Source organism: Mucilaginibacter sp. P4_A11 (assembly GCF_056402535.1).
This window is the reverse complement of the sequence record NZ_JBFUHE010000002.1, coordinates 91129-108207: the sequence shown is the minus strand read 5'-3', so window position 1 is coordinate 108207 and position 17079 is coordinate 91129. Positions and strand designations below refer to the sequence as shown.

Below are 17079 nucleotides of genomic sequence, written 5' to 3'. Positions count from 1 at the left end.
TTAAAAAGAATGCCTGATGTGATTTTTTTTATAAATTAATGAGATCGTATTAGTTTTTGCTTAATCCTTTTAGTAACGTTGTAAACCAATTTAAATGTTACTTTAACAGATAATCATATCTCAATTACAATACCATGCAAAGACGGCATTTTATAAAACTTTCTGCAACTACATCTGCTGCCATGCTTTTCAGCAGGCTTACTTATTCGGCTTCAAACGGGGCGGCTATAATGAATGCTCCCGATGAGGTTTGGGCACAATCAGGTGCTGACTGGGTTAAGCTTAAGCCATCAAACGGATCACATTACAGTTATAAGGAAATCCATGTGAGTTTGAAAACCAATGGCAATGCGCTTGGCGTTTATGCTTCATCGCCAAAGCAGGAGTTAAATGCGGTACGTTTAAAATGGAAGCATAATACCCCGGTATCCGCTAAATTTTTAGGCGATCATTGGGAACGCTCTTATGGTGACCTGCAATGGAAAACTATTGCTTCCGGTATTAAAAATCCATGGTATGTAATTATACACGATGATAAACAAACCGCTTGTTTCGGCGTAAAAACCGGCGCTAACAGTATTTGCTGGTGGGGTGTGAATGCCGATAATATCGAACTTACTTTAGATACAACTTCGGGTGGGGTAGGTGTGCTATTAGGCGACAGGCAACTGCACGCTGCCGATATCATAACCACTAATGCCAAAACCGCTGAAGATACCTTTGCCGCAACGCATCGCTTTTGTAAAATGATGTGCGAGAAGCCTCGCATTCCGAAGCAACCGGTATATGGTATTAACGACTGGTATTTTGCATACGGCAACAACTCGGCCGAACTGATCAAAAAAACAACCGCCATGATGGCCGAACTGGTTACAGATCACAGTAATAAGCCTTTTTCGGTTATTGATGCTGGCTGGGCCACTTATTCGCCACTGTTGCCGGGCGATGGCGGCTGGAACGATGATTTTTCAAAGCCAAACGATAAGTTCAAAGATATGCATGCCCTTGGCGATGAGATCAAAAAAATGGGTATGCGCCCCGGTTTGTGGATGCGTCCGCTTTGTGCCAAACATGATGAAAAGGCCAGCCTGCTTGCGCCAAAGATCCCCGGCAGGGACGATCCCAAAAATCCTACATTGGACCCAACCATTCCCGAAAACATAGCCCGGATCAAACATAATTTTGATGTGTACAAGCAATGGGGTTATGAAATGGTGAAGCACGATTTTTCAACCTATGACATTGCCGGCCGCTGGGGTTTTGATATGAAGGATAGCTTTACTTCGCCGGGCTGGCATTTTAACGACAGGACAAAAACCAACGCCGAGATCATCCTGCACCTTTATCGCTCCATTCGTGAGGCTGCTGGTGATGGGATCTATGTGATCGGTTGTAACACCATGAGCCACCTTTCGGCAGGAATATTTGAGCTTTGCCGTATTGGTGATGATACCAGCGGTCATGAATGGGCACGTACCCGCAAAATGGGCGTTAATACCCTTGCTTTCCGCTTACCACAACACAACGCGTTTTATGCAGTAGACGGCGATTGTGTAGGCCTTACTAAAGATATTGAGTGGAAAAGGAATAAACAATGGCTGCAATTATTAGCCGAAAGCGGCGCACCGTTATTCATCTCCGGCCAGTCCGAAGCCATGGGCGAAGAGCAAAAGAAAGCTGTAAAAATTGCATTTGCTCAGGCTGCTAAAGTGCAGCCGCTTGGTGAGCCATTGGATTGGATGGAAACACTAACGCCTGCCAAATGGAAACTGAACGGCAGGGTAGTTGATTTTGATTGGGCGTAGGGTGGCTATTTTTAAGATAGTATAAAGTTCTTTGTCATCCTGAGCGATAGCGAAGGATCTTCTTCGATATGCAGAACTGCTATGCAGGGCGGAGAAGATGCTTCGTTTCTACCGATGACATAATAAAAATGGGTGTCATGCTGAGCCTGTCGAAACATGGTGGGGAGGGCCTCTGCGCACGACCCTTCGACGGGCTCAGGGTGACAGTCCCTCTTTCACTTAATAGATCCCAGACTTACGAAGTTTTTAAAACTTCGTAAGTCTTTCCTCGTTTTGTTGTCCACTTTTCAAAGCGCGCCGAGTTTTCAAATTCAAAATAATCATTTTTTAACTTGTCATGGATCGGAGCGAAGAAACTCCCCTATGCATTCGTATCACAAAATAATTTGTAATTAACTGTTAGGCGTTTAAAAAAATATAACGATTATTGGCGCGTGATAACTTGCAGCCTGACATGTTTTTACTGACATTGTTTTGTCAGTGTTCAACTTTTAAAAACAAGTGTTCAGTTAAATATATAGGCAAATATTAAACTGCTGTTTATCAGTCTGTTGGTTTTTTTTTCTATAATTAATTTAACGCTTAAGTTGTTGACTATCAGTACTGATATTTTTTTGAAGTGTTCACCCTTTTTAAATTGAACACTCCTGTTTTTGAATATTAAACCTACGATATAAAAATGAGTGCTACCAATACAAGTAATACTTTCAGCATGATCAATACTATGCGCTGGTATGGTCCTAATGATCCTGTGAGTTTAGCCGATATCAGGCAGGCGGGCTGTACAGGCGTAGTAAGCGCCCTGCACCAGGTACCTAACGGCCAGGTATGGACAGTTGACGCTATTAACGAACGCAAAGCCATTATCGAAGCAGCCGGCCTTACCTGGGATGTAGTTGAAAGTGTACCCGTACATGAAGCCATCAAAACGCAAACCGGCGACTATCTGCAATACATCGAAAACTATAAACAAAGTCTGCAAAACCTGGCGCAAAGCGGTATCCATATTGTTACCTATAACTTTATGCCCGTACTGGATTGGACCCGTACCGATCTGGGTTTTACTGTTAAAGATGGTTCAAAAGCCCTTCGTTTTGAAAAAGCCGCCTTTATAGCCTTTGATGTATTTATGCTGAAAAGGGAAGGAGCAGAGCAGGAGTACACTGCCGATGAGCTTGCTCGCGCCAGGGCCCGTTTTGAGGGCATGAGCGATGATGACAAAAATCTGTTGCAGCGCAATATCATAGCGGGTTTACCGGGCAGCGAAGAAAGCTTCACGCTGGATAAATTCAGGGCTGCACTTGCGGCTTATGACGGCATAGATGCCGAAAGATTAAGGCAAAATCTGATCTTTTTCCTGCAGCAGATCATTCCGGTTGCCGATGCCAAGAACATTAAGATGGTGATCCACCCGGACGACCCACCATATGCAATTTTAGGTCTGCCAAGAGTAGTGAGCACCGCCGAACATATCAATGCGCTTATTGAAGCTGTACCTTCGTTAAACAATGGTCTATGTTTCTGCACGGGATCATACGGTGTAAGGCCCGATAATGACCTGCCCGCCATGGTTAAACAATTTGGCGACAGGATCAATTTCATCCACCTGCGCAGTACCCGCCGCAACGAGTTCGGTGATTTTTATGAAGATAACCACCTGGAGGGCGATGTGGACATGTATGCCGTTGTGAAAGAGCTGGTACTGGTAATGAAGCAGCGCCAGTTAAGTATCCCTATGCGCCCTGACCATGGTCATCAGATGCTGGATGATCTGAAAAAGAAAACGAATCCTGGTTACTCGGCCATTGGCAGGCTCCGCGGCCTTGCCGAGCTGAGGGGACTTGAGCTGGGTATCATCCGCTCAATGGAATAATAAATTTATCCCCCCCGGGAAAAAATAAAAGGCCTTTGCGGAGAGCGAAGGCCTTTATTGCTTATTATTGGTTAGGTGCTCTTAGCCCATGTTATAAAAAAACTGCTCGGCTATAATTTTTCCGTCTTTTACTTCATAAACGGCTATTTCATTCATCGGCATGCGACCGCCTTCTTTGTAAGTAATATCCATATCCATGGTTACCGAGAAAAAATTACCGGTAACTATCGGGTCAGATACCTCACCACTATGTACTTCCTGTACCGAGGCATACCAATATTCTGTTTTGCCTTTAACTGCGTCCTTACCTTCGGTCAACTCCATCGGCGAACCTTTGGGTTCACGGCTCACAATATTATCAGCATACAATTCATTAATGGCGTCAACGTGCTTGCCTTCGCGGCAATATTGAACCAGTTTTTCAGCTACTTCGGTGGTGGTCATGATCTTATGGTTTTAATTGTTGATATAAAGTTAGTCAATAACACTTCAAACGTGTTGCCTGTTTCGTTTAAATTTCTGTTAAGTTTGATAGCGGGATCACATCCCCCGAAAAAAAATAAAAATTTTCTGTAACCATTTTACGCCGCCGAAGTACTTAAGGTATATTACATAATTACAAACTGATTGAACACGCTTACAGATAACGCCATCATGCTAAAGGTGAAAGCCGGCGACCTTGACAGGATGGGTATGCTCTTCGAGCGCTACAATAGGCAGTTGTACGGCTTCCTGTTTCACATGACCTACCAGCGCGAGCTAAGTGAGGATATGGTACAGCAGGTATTTTATAAAATGCTTAAATACCGGCACACCTTTACCGGCACCGGCGAATATATCCACTGGATGTACTCTATTGCCCGCAACGTTTTAAAAGACCACTGGCGAAAAAACAAGCAACAGGTACAGCACGAGGGAGTGGAAGCGGCCGAAACCATAGCGGGGGGCCTGGTACCTGATGAGCAATTTGAAAAAAAACAGGCCAAAGCCGAACTGCACCGCGCGATGGAAAAGCTAAGCGAAAGCCAGCGCGAAATCCTGGCCCTGAGCCGTTTCCAGGAATTGAAATGCCAGGAGATAGCTGAAATATTGGGTATGACGGAAGGTACTGTTAAAGTGCGCATTCACCGGGCTATGCAGGAGCTAAAAAGTATTTATGTAAAAATGGAACGATAAAACAGTACAAGATGAAATGTGAGCTATATGAGGAACTGTTTACCGGTTGGATAAACAAAGAATTAAGCCCCGAAGAAAAGGGGGCTTTAGAACGGCATATTGCAGGTTGTACCAACTGCCGTGAAGAACTGCAGGGCCTTCAGCAATTGTGGGATACGATGGGGCATATTGAAACGCCGGAGCCATCGGCTAATATGGGCGTGAAATTTTATGCCATGCTGGATACCTATAAAGAGTCGGTGAAAGAGCAAAGGAGTTTATGGGCCGATATCAAATACCAGGTAAGCCTGATCTGGGAGTGGCAGCCACGCTGGCCAATGGTTTATAACCTGGCCATGATCATTATACTGGTGGGGGCAGGTTACCTGTTTTTTGGCAAAAGCAAAAGTGATGATCAGGACAATCAACTGAAAGCTTTAAGCTCACAGGTACATGAGCTCAAACAAACCATGATGCTGGCCCTGCTTGAAAACCCATCGGCATCTGAACGGATCAGGGGGGTGAGTTACACCAGCGAGATCAAACATGCCGATAAGCAGGTAATAGATGCTTTATTGGCCACGCTGAATAACGACCCAAATGTAAATGTACGCCTGAGCACGCTTGATGCGCTTAGCCATCTTACCGGTCACCCGGAGGTTAGGGAAGGCCTCATTAAATCGATAGTTGAACAGGATTCGCCGCTGATGCAACTGGCCATTGCCGATGTGATGCTGAAACTGCAGGAAAAACGATCAATAGGCTCATTCAGGGAATTATTAAAACAAAAGGGCCTTGACCATGGCGTACGCGACAAGATCAAACAAACAATAACCCAACTTATTTAAAAAAATAAACCAAATCATGAAAAGATCACTAATGCCTGTTTTAACAGGTCTGGGGCTTTGTTTTGCCCAAATTTCGGCCCATGCTCAGGATTATAAAGAGCATGTTAGCAAGCAGTTTACTTTACAAGGGGCAGCTTCGGGTACCACGTTGGCCATTTACAATATTTTTGGATCGATAACCGTGCAGGGATATTCGGGCAACCAGGTATCCATTGAAATTGATGAAACCATCAGGGGGAAAAACTCAGGTGACGTGGAAACCGGGAAAAAAGAAGTTAAACTGGGGTTCGATCAAAAAGCGGATAGCATTATCGCTTACACAGCCGCCCCCTATGATACCCGTCCGCGCCGCAACTGGAACCGCGATGAAGAGCACAGGCATATTGACTACACCGTAAAGTTAGAATACACAGTAAAAGTGCCTTATGGCATGAACCTGTGTGTATCAACAGTAAATGATGGCGATGTAGAAGTTAAAGATGTTTACGGTGCATTAAAGGTAAACAACGTGAATGGCGGTATAACCATTGCCAATGCCAAAGGCACAACCAGCGCGCATACCATTAACGGGCCGCTCAAAGTAACTTACCTTTCGGTACCACCCGATGCTTCAAGTTATTATACACTTAATGGCAAGCTTGAAGTAACTTATCCGGCTAACCTGGCAGCTGATCTTGAATTTAAAAGCATGAACGGTCAATTTTATACCGATTTTCCGGATGCTGAGGTATTGCCTACAAGGGTAAGTAAAAGCGAATCAAAAAGCGGGAGCGGCACTACTTACAAACTCAGTAAAAATAATGGTGTACGGATAGGAGCAGGTGGAAAGCTATTTAAGTTTGAAACACTTAACGGCAATATTTATATCAAAAAGCAACAATAAAAAATAACAACATGAAAACGATAAAATTTACAGGCGTATTAATATTAACTGTGCTGCTGAGCGCGAGGCTTTGGGCGCAGGACGGGGAAAAGGGACAGCTGGTTGTGCCATTAAGTGATCCGGGAAAACCATTTAAGCTGGAAGTAGGACTGGTTAATGGTTCAATTACCATAACAGGTTACGAAGGAAAAGATATCATTATTGATGCTCAGGGTGGCGAAGAAAGAAAACATCGTGAAAAAGAAGCCGCACCCGGTGGTATGAGGCGTTTATCTGCCGGGAGCAGTCTTGATGTGCAGGCACAGGAAAACAATAACCAGGTAAATGTTCATGGCAGCCCTAATAAAACTACCAATCTTACCATTAAAGTGCCCATGAACAGTACCAGTGTTAAATTATCCACCGTAAATAATGGTAATATCAATGCCAGTAACCTAAGCGGTGATTTGGAGATCAGAAATGTTAACGGTTACATCAAACTGAACAATATTTCAGGTTCGGTTGTGGCCAATACGGTTAATGGCAATGTTGAAGTTACCTTTAAAAGCATTGATGCAAAAGCAGCTATGGCATTTTCAACACTTAATGGTAAGGTTGATGTTACTTTCCCGGCAAGCCTTAAGGCAAATGTGAAACTGAAATCAGACCAGGGCGATATATTTACCGATTTTGACGTGGTAACCGAGCAGCGCAAACCAGTAGTAACAAAAAACAAAGGTGAAAAAGGAATGTACAGCCTGAAAATGGAGGACTGGGTTTACGGAAAAATAGCAGGCGGCGGTCCCGAGTTATTGATGAAAACTACTTTTGGCAGTCTTTATATCCGTAAGGCAAAATAAGTTTTACAACACAGCACAGTCAATTATTGGGGAAACAGTGGGTAATTTTGTCGGCAAATTTCATCAGATAAACGGCTAACGCACAGGTTTGAGAATATTGACGAACCAAAGACAAACATTAAAGTTGTAAACAGCATCCGGCATATTATACCATGACTTGCCTGGTTAATAATATCGGTTTGCAGGGGGCAGATGGTAAAAAAAGCAATGCTGTACCTGTTTGCAAATTGAATTTTAGTTTATTCATTAAAAGCAAGTGATTGATTATAAGCTGAATCGATAGTTTAAGGAAAATGCTGCCGGAAAGAGGTCGAATCGGCAGGGGAGATTATACAATTAGTGTGAAATTGGCGTTCCGGGGTGGTATACGGAACGCTTTTTTTGCAAATAAGCCACCAACTGACCGTTGAACAATAGGCTAAACCATTTTTGTGCACTATATTTGCTCACTGGTTACCTGTTGCAATTACAAAGTATAATATGGTTAAGCTTTTTATCGTGGGTTTTCCGCGAGACATGGAAGAAATTGAACTTGTTGAACTTTTCAGTGCTTATGGTACGGTTAGCACCGTGCGCATAATTACCGATAAGGACAGTGGGATTAGTAAAGGTTATGGTTTTTTAGAAATGACTGATGAGGCAGGAGCCCAGCGGGCTATTGAGGCTATGAATGGTGCCACTATCGACGAACGCGAGATCAGCGTAAGGATAGCTGAACAAAAGCATCAGCCGCAACAACAGCAGCAGCAATTTACAAGGCCCAAGCCGGGTTTTAACAAAATAAAGCCACAAGGTTACAACAAGCCCCGCTTTCCGCGCGAAAATAACAACAGGTTTGAGCAGCAGGAAGCTGCAGCCCCGGTTAGAGCAAAACGCCCCCGCAGGCAGCAGCCGTAAGCTTTAATTTCAGGAATTATAAAGCTCTGTTGTTAAAAACTGGTTCCTGAATTTTCCATGCGGATCAAATTCGGCCACTACAGCTTTAAAAGCATCCATCTTTTCGTAACGTGCCGCTAATGTTTTAGCCGGGATGGTAAAGATCTTACCCCAATGCGGCCTTGCTTTAAACGATGAAAGTTCCCGTTCAATTTGAGGGAGTAATTTCAATACCGCTTCCGTTTCTTGTTTCCAGGTAAAATGAATAGCTACTGATTTTTGATTATGGGCAGGGCTCATCCACAGGTCATCGGCAGCAATGGTGCGGATCTCGGTGATAAAGAGATGAGGGCCTATTTGTTTGCCTAATTTCGCCACAGCTGCAATAGCTTCAACCGCATGATCAAAAGGAACAAAAAACTCTGATTGCAGCTCTTTACCGCTACTTGGTGTAAATCCCATTTTAAAATGAGGTAAGCGTTCATACCATGGACCGGGTACGCCCATTTGCTCGGTACAATTTTCGGCAGAGAGGGCTATAATGGGGTGCAGGTTTTTGGTAGCTGCTTTGGCCCCATAAAACTCTTTCAGGTTTTCGTCTTTATCTGTACCTATCCTGCTTTTTATCCAAACCTCGTTAATATGGTCGCTTTGCCAGTCGGTAAACAGGCTTACACTATATCCGGCCGAAACAATTTTTTCAAAATGCTGCTTTAACTCGCTCATAGGTAAGCCGGTGAATACATGTTGTTTCATCATGTAAGTTGGTTGTATTTGTAGTGTAACTTTGGTGATAACACCCAAAGCGCCAAGACCAACTATGGCTGCATTCAGCTTTGCGGCGTCTTTTGTTTTTGAAAGATGAACAATACTTCCATCCGCTTTAACAATCTCTAAACCTACTACCGCGCTTGAAAGGTTGCCATTTTTTACACCGGAGCCATGTGTGGCTGTTGTGATAGACCCTGCTACTGAAATATGTGGCAGGGAGGCAAGATTATGCAGGGCAAAACCTTCTTTATGAAGGTATGGGGCAAGCTCGCCATATTTTATGCCCCCTTCAACAGTAACGGTGTGGTTTTGCTTGTCAATAGATACCACCTTGTTCAGGTCGCGTGTGGAGAGCAGGTTGTCTTTACTATCGGCAATGTTATTGAAGCAGTGCCTTGTGCCCAGTGCTTTTATTTTATCGTGTTTTTTAATGAGCTGCTGTACTTCCTCAACCGATTTGGGATAAAATACATTACCCGTGCTGTAAGTTAAATTGCCCGACCAGTTTTGCAAGTGAGGTTGTTGTGCCCATGAAGGGATTGAAGATAATAGGGGAGATGCCATTAAGGTAGTACTTAATTGAATGAAAGTTTTTCTTTTCATAACAAATTGGTTAGTACAAGGTAGCCAATTATTAAACAGAAATGAATTGAAATTATCCTGAATTTGCCGGATAGGCTTGCTTTGAAAAGTTTTTTCGTTTTTTTAATAAGTAAATATAGATTTTTAAAAAATTTATAAACTTTTTATTTATTTTGGTGAAAAAATTAACATTGGGATGTTAATTCAGCGTTATTCATAGATTTGGAATGCGCTTTTGGTAAATTGAGAAAAATATCTGATAAAACATAGTGAAGGAAGTTTACGCCCCCTTTATTCCGGGTACTTACAATGAAAATACCCTTGATGAGCTATCTGTTTTGCTCGAAAAAGGAGAAAAGTATGCTATCGATAATCTTTTATGGACTGATACAGGATATTTTCCATCGGTTAATTTTTCAATAGCCCATACCGGGGATGGTATCGCATTAAAGTATTTTGTAAAAGAGCAACATACTATTGCAACTTATAAAACGGTAAACGACCCTGTTTATAAAGATAGTTGTGTTGAGTTTTTTATAGGTTTTGGAGATGGCCAATATTACAACCTGGAATTTAATGCCCTCGGAACCGCGCTGGTAGGCTTCGGTAAAGACCGTCACGGAAGGACACCTGTTCCTGATGATAAGGTGAGCAGTATAAAAGCTCTGAGTAATATCAACTGGGCTGAAAATACAGACGGTTTTAATACCTGGGATTTGACATTGCTGGTCCCTTTTGATGTTTTTATTTATCATGATATCAAAACATTAAATGGAACTACCAGCCGGGCAAATTTTTTTAAATGCGGCGATGATCTGCCAGAGCCTCATTTTGTAAGCTGGAGCAACATCAATAACCCCGTACCTGATTTTCACTTATCAGCGTTTTTTGGAACGATAAAATTCATTTAAAGTAAAATCCCTCTAATTAAACAACATACTATGGCCCAGGCAACAAGTTCAGTGATCGAATCGCCGGTAAAAAAATCAGCGATAAACCCGATAGTTATTATCGGGGCCTTATTTTTCATTTTTGGTTTTGTAACCTGGATGAATGGTACCCTCATTCCCTACTTAAAAATAGCGTGTGAGTTAAGTACTAAGGAAGCATATTTTGTAACCACGGCTTTTTATATTGCTTATGTTGTAATGGGCATCCCCGCCGGGAAAACCATAAAAAAGTTTGGCTTTAAAAACGGTATGGCCATAGGCTTGTTTGTAATGGCGTTAGGCGCACTGATATTTATACCCGCGGCAGTGACCCGTACCTACGGGATATTTTTAATTGGCTTGTTTGTTCAGGGTACAGGCTTAACGGTGTTACAAACTGCATCAAACCCATATATTACTATTTTAGGTCCTGCTGAAACAGCTGCAAAGCGCATCAGCATTATGGGGATCTGTAACAAAATTGCCGGCGCTTTAGCCCCTGTTATTTTGGGTACGGTAGTGCTTGCCAATATTGATTCGATAACCGAAAAGCTTAAAACTTTAAGTGCAAGCGAAAAAGCGCTGGAACTTAACCAGCTGGCAGCAAGGGTGATATTGCCTTATGGCATTATGGTGGTAGTTTTAATTTTACTGGCCATACTTATCTATTTTTCATCATTGCCTGAGATCAATACCGAGCATGAAGATGAAACCGTAGCTGCAGCAAACACAAACAAAACCAGTATTGTACAGTTTCCGCACCTGATACTTGGCGTGGTAACCTTGTTTGTGTATGTAGGTGCCGAGGTTATAGCCGGCGATTCAATTTCGCTTTATGGCACTTCGCAGCATATCCCCTTATCAACGGCCAAGTTTTTTACATCATGTACATTGATCTCCATGATTGTGGGTTACCTGGTTGGTGTTTTCTGTATCCCGAAACTGATAACACAACAAAAAGCATTGGTAGCTTCTTCAATTTTGGGTATTGTATTAACAATTGCAACCTTGCTGACCCATGGTTATGCGTCTGTGTTTTGCATTGCATTACTTGGTTTAGCTAACTCACTGATGTGGCCTGCTATCTGGCCGCTGGCCCTGGCCGGTTTAGGCCGCTTTACCAAAATCGCATCTTCATTATTGGTTATGGGGATCGCCGGTGGTGCCGTTCTACCTCCGCTGTACGGCTATTTTTCGGAGAAGTTTTCAGCACAATCGGCCTATATTATACTTATTCCTATTTACCTGTTTATTTTTTACTATTCAACATTAGGGCATAAAGCAGGCAGACAAAACGTAAAAGCCTGATCGTAACATTTCTTTCCCCATTTTATCTAAAAGCCTGAGAAGTGATATTCAACTTCTCAGGCTTTGTTGTTTGATATTACCCCTTATATGATTTGAAAACTGTTTGCTGAGAGTTAAAATCTGTGGACTCAGTGAGTGGAATTACATTGAGGAATGATGGCCTGTCATCCATGCTTCGACAGACTACATAATAAATAAAGAATGTTCCCGTTAGCAGGTAAGCTTCGGGTGAAAGCGGGCAGAACGATGCCGACCTTGAGCTCAGGAAGGGCATAGCAAGTTTTTGCAGAAGCATTGGGAAGGCGGGTGCGGAGCAAAATAATTGCAGCCGTGGTTCTGCCCGATTTGCAGGGCAAAGGCCTTGTGCGCAAAGAAGCCTATCTGCTGACTTGACTTTTTGGATACTTTTGTGTCAAGACAAAAGTATCTGGCCCGCGCGGTCAAGAGCGCGACGATGTAAGTCCATAGAACAAAGCCCGTTACCTGCCCATTGAGGTTGCTAAACAACGGTTATCAGAGACCAATAGTCGTTAAAACTCGAAATATAGTAGTTTTTTACCTGTTGTTGTTTGTTTAACTTATTGTTATTCAGTTGTTTGTATGGATGGCATGCGGTGTGTATACAGCTTTGCAACAAACCGAACTAAAAACATCTAAAGAAATCAACTATGGAAATGTTTATATTCTGGATAACCCGCCTGGTGCTGCTTGCCTGCCTTGCTGTACTTGTTTACATGATAATGCCAAACTATGCCGAACAAAATGACGGATGGGAGTAAGCAGCCCTGATAGATAAATTTTATTATAATAATTTATTAATTAATACTCAAACCTTTGATTGAGCGATCTGTTATTATTTTTATCAGTCATAGAACTAATTATGGACAGTAAAAACAAAACCGGATGGCCTGATAGCAATCTCATCAATACAAGTGAAAATTATGAGGTTGAATATTGGGCAAACAAATTTGGTGTTCGCCCCGAAAGGTTAAAAACAGCCGTACGCGCTGTGGGCAATTCGGCAGCAGCGGTGGCCAAATATTTGAACAACAAATAAAGCCCTACCATATGAGCCTGGAAAAGTATGCCGAGAAACGCGATTTCAGCAAAACTAAAGAACCCAAAGCGGGGAGGAGCAAGGATAAAGATCACCTGATGTTTGTGATCCAAAAGCATGATGCTTCGCGTTTACACTATGATTTCAGGCTCGAAATGGGCGGTGTATTGAAAAGCTGGGCCATACCCAAAGGCCCGTCAACTGATCCTAAAGTGAAGCGACTTGCTATGATGGTTGAGGATCACCCCTTTGATTACCGTAACTTTGAAGGCATTATCCCCAAAGGTGAATATGGCGGCGGTACCGTCATCGTTTGGGATGAGGGTACTTATGAACCTATCGACGAGATTAAAGGCAAAAAAGCGCAGGAAAAGCACCTGCTTAAACAGCTTGAAACCGGCTCGGTAAAGATTAAGCTCCATGGCGAAAAGCTTGAAGGTGAATTTGCTCTTGTTAAAACCCATGGGATGGGTGAGAATGGCTGGCTGCTCATTAAACATAATGACCAGTTTGCATCAGCTAAAGACATCACCAAAAAAGATAAATCCATCCTTTCCGGCAAATCCATAGAAAGCATGGAAAAAACCAGCGAGAAGGTTTGGCAGCACGGCCACGAGGAAGATTTAGAGAAACCGAAGAAAGCGGGTAAAAAAAAAGCCCTGAACAAACCGATTGAAGAGCTGGAAGATAAAGTTGATACCAACGATACTGAAGATTTTGATGTTCAGGCATTATTGAAAAAAGCGCCTAAATCAAAAGCGCCAACTAATATCAAGCCCATGAAGGCCACGCTGGTTGATGAGCCTTTTGATGATCCCGACTGGCTTTACGAGGTTAAGTGGGATGGCTACCGGGCTATTGCAGTGATCGACAAAAAAGGAGCGGAGCTTATCTCCCGTAATAATCTTCCTTTCGATAAATATTACCCGATCAATAAGTTGCTAAAAGATTGGCAGATCAACGCAGTAATTGATGGCGAGATCCTGGTATTGAACGATAAAGGGATCTCCGACTTTGGAGCCCTGCAAAACTGGCGGAGCGAAGCTGATGGCAATTTGGTTTATTATGTGTTCGATATCCTTTGGTACGAGGGCAAAAACCTGATGGATTTGCCCCTTAAACAACGCCAGGCGATATTGACATCTATCCTCCCAACAAATGATGACCGCATCCGGCAAAGTAAGGTTTTTGACACCGGCGGCATCGAGTTTTTTAATGCTGCGGAAAGAATTGGCCTGGAAGGTATCATCGCCAAAAAAGCAAGCAGTGTTTATACTTCTGATCTCCGTTCAAAGGAGTGGCTTAAAATCAAAGTGCACCGCAGGCAGGAAGTGATCATTGCCGGGTTTACCAAAAATTCAGGTACTTCCAAATCATTCAGTGCGTTGATATTGGCTTTATATGATGATAAAGGCAAACTACAGTATACTGGTAAAGTAGGCACCGGTTTTTCTGATAAACTACAGAAGGAAATGATAGAGCAGTTTAAGCCCCTTATCACCGATAAAAGTCCGTTTGAGGTTGAACCTGATGTAGATAAGCCATCACGGTTCAGACCGCAGCGCTTAGGTGCAAAGCCCACCTGGCTCAAGCCCGAACTGGTTTGCGAAGTTGCATTTGCCGAAGTAACCGGCGACGGCGTGTTCCGGCAAGCTTCCTTTAAGGGAATGCGTACCGATAAAAAAGCAAAAGATGTAGTGTTGGAAACCCCTAAGGATACTACCGAAACAGTAGAAGAAGTTGAAAGCACTGATAACGATACTCACGTTAAAGCTATTAAACCCGTGAAAGATACAGATCGTAAAACCCTGCTTAACCCGAAGGATGAAACCCAGGTACGCAAAATTTGTGGGCACGAGCTTAAATTTACCCATCTGAGCAAAGTTTACTGGCCCGAAGATGGCGTAACCAAGCGTGATATGTTTAATTACTATTATCAGGTTGCCGATTACATTTTACCTTATTTGAAAGATAGGCCAATGTCGCTCAACAGGTTTCCAAATGGCATACACGGGCCAAGTTTTTATCAAAAGGACGTGAAAGGTAAAGCACCCGATTGGATCACCAAAACTTTTCCGTACACTAACGCCGAAGGAGAGCATAAAGAATATTTGGTAGGATCAGATGAATCATATTTACTTTGGATGGCCTCATTGGGATGCATTGAAATGAACCCCTGGTTTAGCCGGGTGAAATCACCTGATAACCCGGATTACTGCGTGATAGACCTCGACCCTGATAAAAACACGTTCGACCAGGTTATTGAGGCCGCTTTGGAGGTGAAAAAAGTATTGGATGCTGTGGATGTACCGTCGTGCTGCAAAACATCAGGTTCAACAGGGATGCATATTTATATTCCACTGGGGGCTAAATATGATTACGATCAATCGCAGCTATTTGCACGGCTTGTTGTAGATATTGTTCATAAACAAATCCCAGCTTATACCAGCCTGGAGCGTATGATAGCTAACCGGAAAGGTAAAATGTACCTCGATTTTTTGCAGAACCGACCGGGTGCTACCATCGCCGGCGCGTATTCATTGCGGCCTAAACCGGGCGCTACGGTTTCTATGCCCCTGCATTGGGATGAGGTTAAACCAGGGCTTACCATGAAAGATTTTACCATTTTCAATTCCATCGACCGCCTTAAGGAAACCGGTGATCTTTTTAAAGGTGTATTAGGAAAAGGTATCGACCTGGAGAAAACTATTAAAAAGGCGAAGAGTGTATTTGAGTGAAAATTGATGAAAAAAAGCGTCATTGAGGTACGAAGCAATCCCAAACTATACAGAGCGGCTCTGCTAATCGGGGATTGCTTCGTACCTCGCAATGACGCGGAGTATAACTGTTCAAAATGACAAACCCTGTATCGTTTCAAGCCACAGCCGCAGACAAGATAACACCATTGTGTGCATTTTCCACGCCATTGGCATAACCATTACTGTCGATGAACATCTTTTCATTTTCGATCAGGAAATGCGCTCCGCCGACAAAGAAATTCCCTTTAATGGTAACAACATGATCAGGATGCTGCGCATGAATTTCATTCAGCACGTGGCTTGATAAACCTGGATATTCATGTGGGTCGAACTGGTATACATCCAGTACCGGCTCGGCATGACCGGGTTGAAGTACTTTGACGCGACCGCTGGTTACATCAAGGCGCACATTGGCGCTGTTTTCATTGGCATTAGCACTAATCCTGATGGCCTCGCCGTTTGGCGTGTTGATATTGGCATCAATGGTAAGCACTTTGCCTTTATGCTCATCATAAAATGAAAGGATCCTCAAAAACTCAATATTGCTGAGCCCATCGCTATAAGTAAGCGTATTACGTTCGCTCAAAAATATAGTAGTCCCAAAAATGAATGCATGTTTCATAACGGAAATTTTTAATTGGTTAATTGATAATGATACAATTACCAAAACCACAAAATGTTTTAAAATTTCATTATTCTTTCCATGGTGAATGCAGGATGCAATCACAAAAGTTTTTCCGATGAAAATTGGGGATCATATAGGCACAAACATCGGCTTTGATATTACCAAAAGTAGTTTCGGTTTTATGCTCAAATCCACCAAAAAATGTAGGGATGATCTTCTTTTTAAAATCGTTGCGCGGGAAAGCTTTAATGATCTCTTCCCTGTTGGCATCGCTTAAATTTTCATAGCCTTCGCCCATTACGTCAAGACCAACGCCTGAATACATCAGGGCAACCTCGGGTTCTTTATGCTCGGCTATGCCAATGGTGGTATGCAGGGCAATGGTATCCCAAACCAGTTGCAGCTGATCTTTCGGTAAACCGTAGCCTGTTAAGAAATCGCGTGCTGCATTAGCGCCATCCACCTCAAAACGCTTATCGGGACTGCTGTAATGAGACGTTAAACCCAGGTCATGAAATATGGAGCTGACGTACAGTAATTCAGGGTCGTATTTTAATTGTTTGCGTTCGCCGTTGAGGGAAGAGAAAATGAACACCCTGAGCGAGTGGTTATAAATAAATTCGGTGCCATGCGCTAATAAAAGTTCGGTGGCATGGTTGGCGATGGTACTATCAGGAATGGTGATCCCGGCTATGGTTTTTACTTTAGTTACTGACATAATTTTAATAGAATTAATATGCCTCAAAATTATGCCGGTACCGCCGGTTAA

The 17079-nt window shown here is 42.9% G+C and carries 15 protein-coding genes; 11 read left to right on the top strand and 4 right to left on the bottom strand.

What is annotated here, in order from left to right:
* Positions 1-134 precede the first annotated feature (134 nt).
* The gene (locus AC1DUD_RS04305; protein WP_477371978.1) at positions 135-1805 is read left to right on the top strand and encodes an alpha-amylase family protein; all 1671 of its coding nucleotides are present in this window, start codon (positions 135-137) and stop codon (positions 1803-1805) included.
* 679 nt (positions 1806-2484) lie between these two features.
* On the top strand, positions 2485-3678 hold the full coding sequence (gene uxuA / locus AC1DUD_RS04300) for a mannonate dehydratase (RefSeq protein ID WP_477371976.1): 1194 nt from the start codon (positions 2485-2487) through the stop codon (positions 3676-3678).
* 81 nt (positions 3679-3759) lie between these two features.
* Here uxuA and AC1DUD_RS04295 read toward each other — a convergent pair whose 3' ends face one another.
* Positions 3760-4122, bottom strand: coding sequence for a SnoaL-like domain-containing protein (locus AC1DUD_RS04295; RefSeq protein WP_477371974.1), 363 nt, complete (start codon positions 4120-4122; stop codon positions 3760-3762).
* Positions 4123-4305: 183 nt separating this feature from the next.
* Between AC1DUD_RS04295 and AC1DUD_RS04290 the strand changes: the two genes are divergently transcribed.
* From AC1DUD_RS04290 to AC1DUD_RS04270, 5 genes are all read left to right on the top strand, one after another.
* On the top strand, positions 4306-4854 hold the full coding sequence (locus AC1DUD_RS04290; RefSeq protein WP_199719685.1) for an RNA polymerase sigma factor: 549 nt from the start codon (positions 4306-4308) through the stop codon (positions 4852-4854).
* Positions 4855-4865: 11 nt separating this feature from the next.
* Positions 4866-5681 (top strand): zf-HC2 domain-containing protein, encoded by an 816-nt coding sequence (locus AC1DUD_RS04285; RefSeq protein ID WP_477371972.1) that lies wholly within the window; start codon positions 4866-4868, stop codon positions 5679-5681.
* Positions 5682-5697: 16 nt separating this feature from the next.
* Positions 5698-6564 carry a DUF4097 family beta strand repeat-containing protein gene (locus AC1DUD_RS04280; protein WP_477371970.1) on the top strand — a complete coding sequence of 289 codons (867 nt, stop codon included), beginning with the start codon at positions 5698-5700 and terminating at the stop codon, positions 6562-6564.
* Positions 6565-6575: 11 nt separating this feature from the next.
* Positions 6576-7403, top strand: a complete 828-nt coding sequence (locus tag AC1DUD_RS04275; protein WP_477371968.1) for a DUF4097 family beta strand repeat-containing protein — start codon at positions 6576-6578, stop codon at positions 7401-7403.
* 480 nt (positions 7404-7883) lie between these two features.
* Entirely contained in the window at positions 7884-8300 is a 417-nt protein-coding gene (locus tag AC1DUD_RS04270; RefSeq protein WP_477371966.1) for an RNA recognition motif domain-containing protein, read from the top strand.
* A 9-nt stretch (positions 8301-8309) separates the two neighbouring features.
* Here the strand turns inward: AC1DUD_RS04270 and AC1DUD_RS04265 are convergent, their stop codons facing one another.
* On the bottom strand, positions 8310-9653 hold the full coding sequence (locus AC1DUD_RS04265) for an FAD-binding protein (RefSeq protein ID WP_477371963.1): 1344 nt from the start codon (positions 9651-9653) through the stop codon (positions 8310-8312).
* 248 nt (positions 9654-9901) lie between these two features.
* Between AC1DUD_RS04265 and AC1DUD_RS04260 the strand changes: the two genes are divergently transcribed.
* The 4 genes from AC1DUD_RS04260 to ligD all read left to right on the top strand — a co-directional run bounded on the left by AC1DUD_RS04260 (position 9902) and on the right by ligD (position 15664).
* Entirely contained in the window at positions 9902-10543 is a 642-nt protein-coding gene (locus AC1DUD_RS04260; RefSeq protein WP_477371961.1) for a carbohydrate-binding family 9-like protein, read from the top strand.
* Between the two features lie 30 nt (positions 10544-10573).
* The gene (locus AC1DUD_RS04255) at positions 10574-11869 is read left to right on the top strand and encodes a sugar MFS transporter (RefSeq protein WP_477371959.1); all 1296 of its coding nucleotides are present in this window, start codon (positions 10574-10576) and stop codon (positions 11867-11869) included.
* Positions 11870-12749: 880 nt separating this feature from the next.
* A complete protein-coding gene (locus AC1DUD_RS04250) occupies positions 12750-12926 on the top strand; it encodes a DUF3606 domain-containing protein (RefSeq protein ID WP_199719687.1) in 177 nt (58 codons plus the stop codon).
* A gap of 11 nt (positions 12927-12937) precedes the next feature.
* Positions 12938-15664 (top strand): DNA ligase D, encoded by a 2727-nt coding sequence (gene ligD, locus AC1DUD_RS04245; protein ID WP_477371957.1) that lies wholly within the window; start codon positions 12938-12940, stop codon positions 15662-15664.
* A 136-nt stretch (positions 15665-15800) separates the two neighbouring features.
* Here ligD and AC1DUD_RS04240 read toward each other — a convergent pair whose 3' ends face one another.
* Positions 15801-16307, bottom strand: a complete 507-nt coding sequence (locus AC1DUD_RS04240; RefSeq protein ID WP_477371955.1) for a hypothetical protein — start codon at positions 16305-16307, stop codon at positions 15801-15803.
* Positions 16308-16377: 70 nt separating this feature from the next.
* Positions 16378-17028 carry an HD domain-containing protein gene (locus AC1DUD_RS04235; RefSeq protein ID WP_477371953.1) on the bottom strand — a complete coding sequence of 217 codons (651 nt, stop codon included), beginning with the start codon at positions 17026-17028 and terminating at the stop codon, positions 16378-16380.
* Positions 17029-17079: the final 51 nt, after the last annotated feature.

Coding starts and splice junctions, on each gene's coding strand:
- AC1DUD_RS04305 (WP_477371978.1), top strand. CDS start 135: ATGCAAAGACGGCATTTTATAAAACTTTCTGCAACTACATCTGCTGCC.
- uxuA (WP_477371976.1), top strand. CDS start 2,485: ATGAGTGCTACCAATACAAGTAATACTTTCAGCATGATCAATACTATG.
- AC1DUD_RS04295 (WP_477371974.1), bottom strand. CDS start 4,122: ATGACCACCACCGAAGTAGCTGAAAAACTGGTTCAATATTGCCGCGAA.
- AC1DUD_RS04285 (WP_477371972.1), top strand. CDS start 4,866: ATGAAATGTGAGCTATATGAGGAACTGTTTACCGGTTGGATAAACAAA.
- AC1DUD_RS04280 (WP_477371970.1), top strand. CDS start 5,698: ATGAAAAGATCACTAATGCCTGTTTTAACAGGTCTGGGGCTTTGTTTT.
- AC1DUD_RS04275 (WP_477371968.1), top strand. CDS start 6,576: ATGAAAACGATAAAATTTACAGGCGTATTAATATTAACTGTGCTGCTG.
- AC1DUD_RS04270 (WP_477371966.1), top strand. CDS start 7,884: ATGGTTAAGCTTTTTATCGTGGGTTTTCCGCGAGACATGGAAGAAATT.
- AC1DUD_RS04265 (WP_477371963.1), bottom strand. CDS start 9,653: ATGAAAAGAAAAACTTTCATTCAATTAAGTACTACCTTAATGGCATCT.
- AC1DUD_RS04255 (WP_477371959.1), top strand. CDS start 10,574: ATGGCCCAGGCAACAAGTTCAGTGATCGAATCGCCGGTAAAAAAATCA.
- AC1DUD_RS04250 (WP_199719687.1), top strand. CDS start 12,750: ATGGACAGTAAAAACAAAACCGGATGGCCTGATAGCAATCTCATCAAT.
- ligD (WP_477371957.1), top strand. CDS start 12,938: ATGAGCCTGGAAAAGTATGCCGAGAAACGCGATTTCAGCAAAACTAAA.
- AC1DUD_RS04240 (WP_477371955.1), bottom strand. CDS start 16,307: ATGAAACATGCATTCATTTTTGGGACTACTATATTTTTGAGCGAACGT.
- AC1DUD_RS04235 (WP_477371953.1), bottom strand. CDS start 17,028: ATGTCAGTAACTAAAGTAAAAACCATAGCCGGGATCACCATTCCTGAT.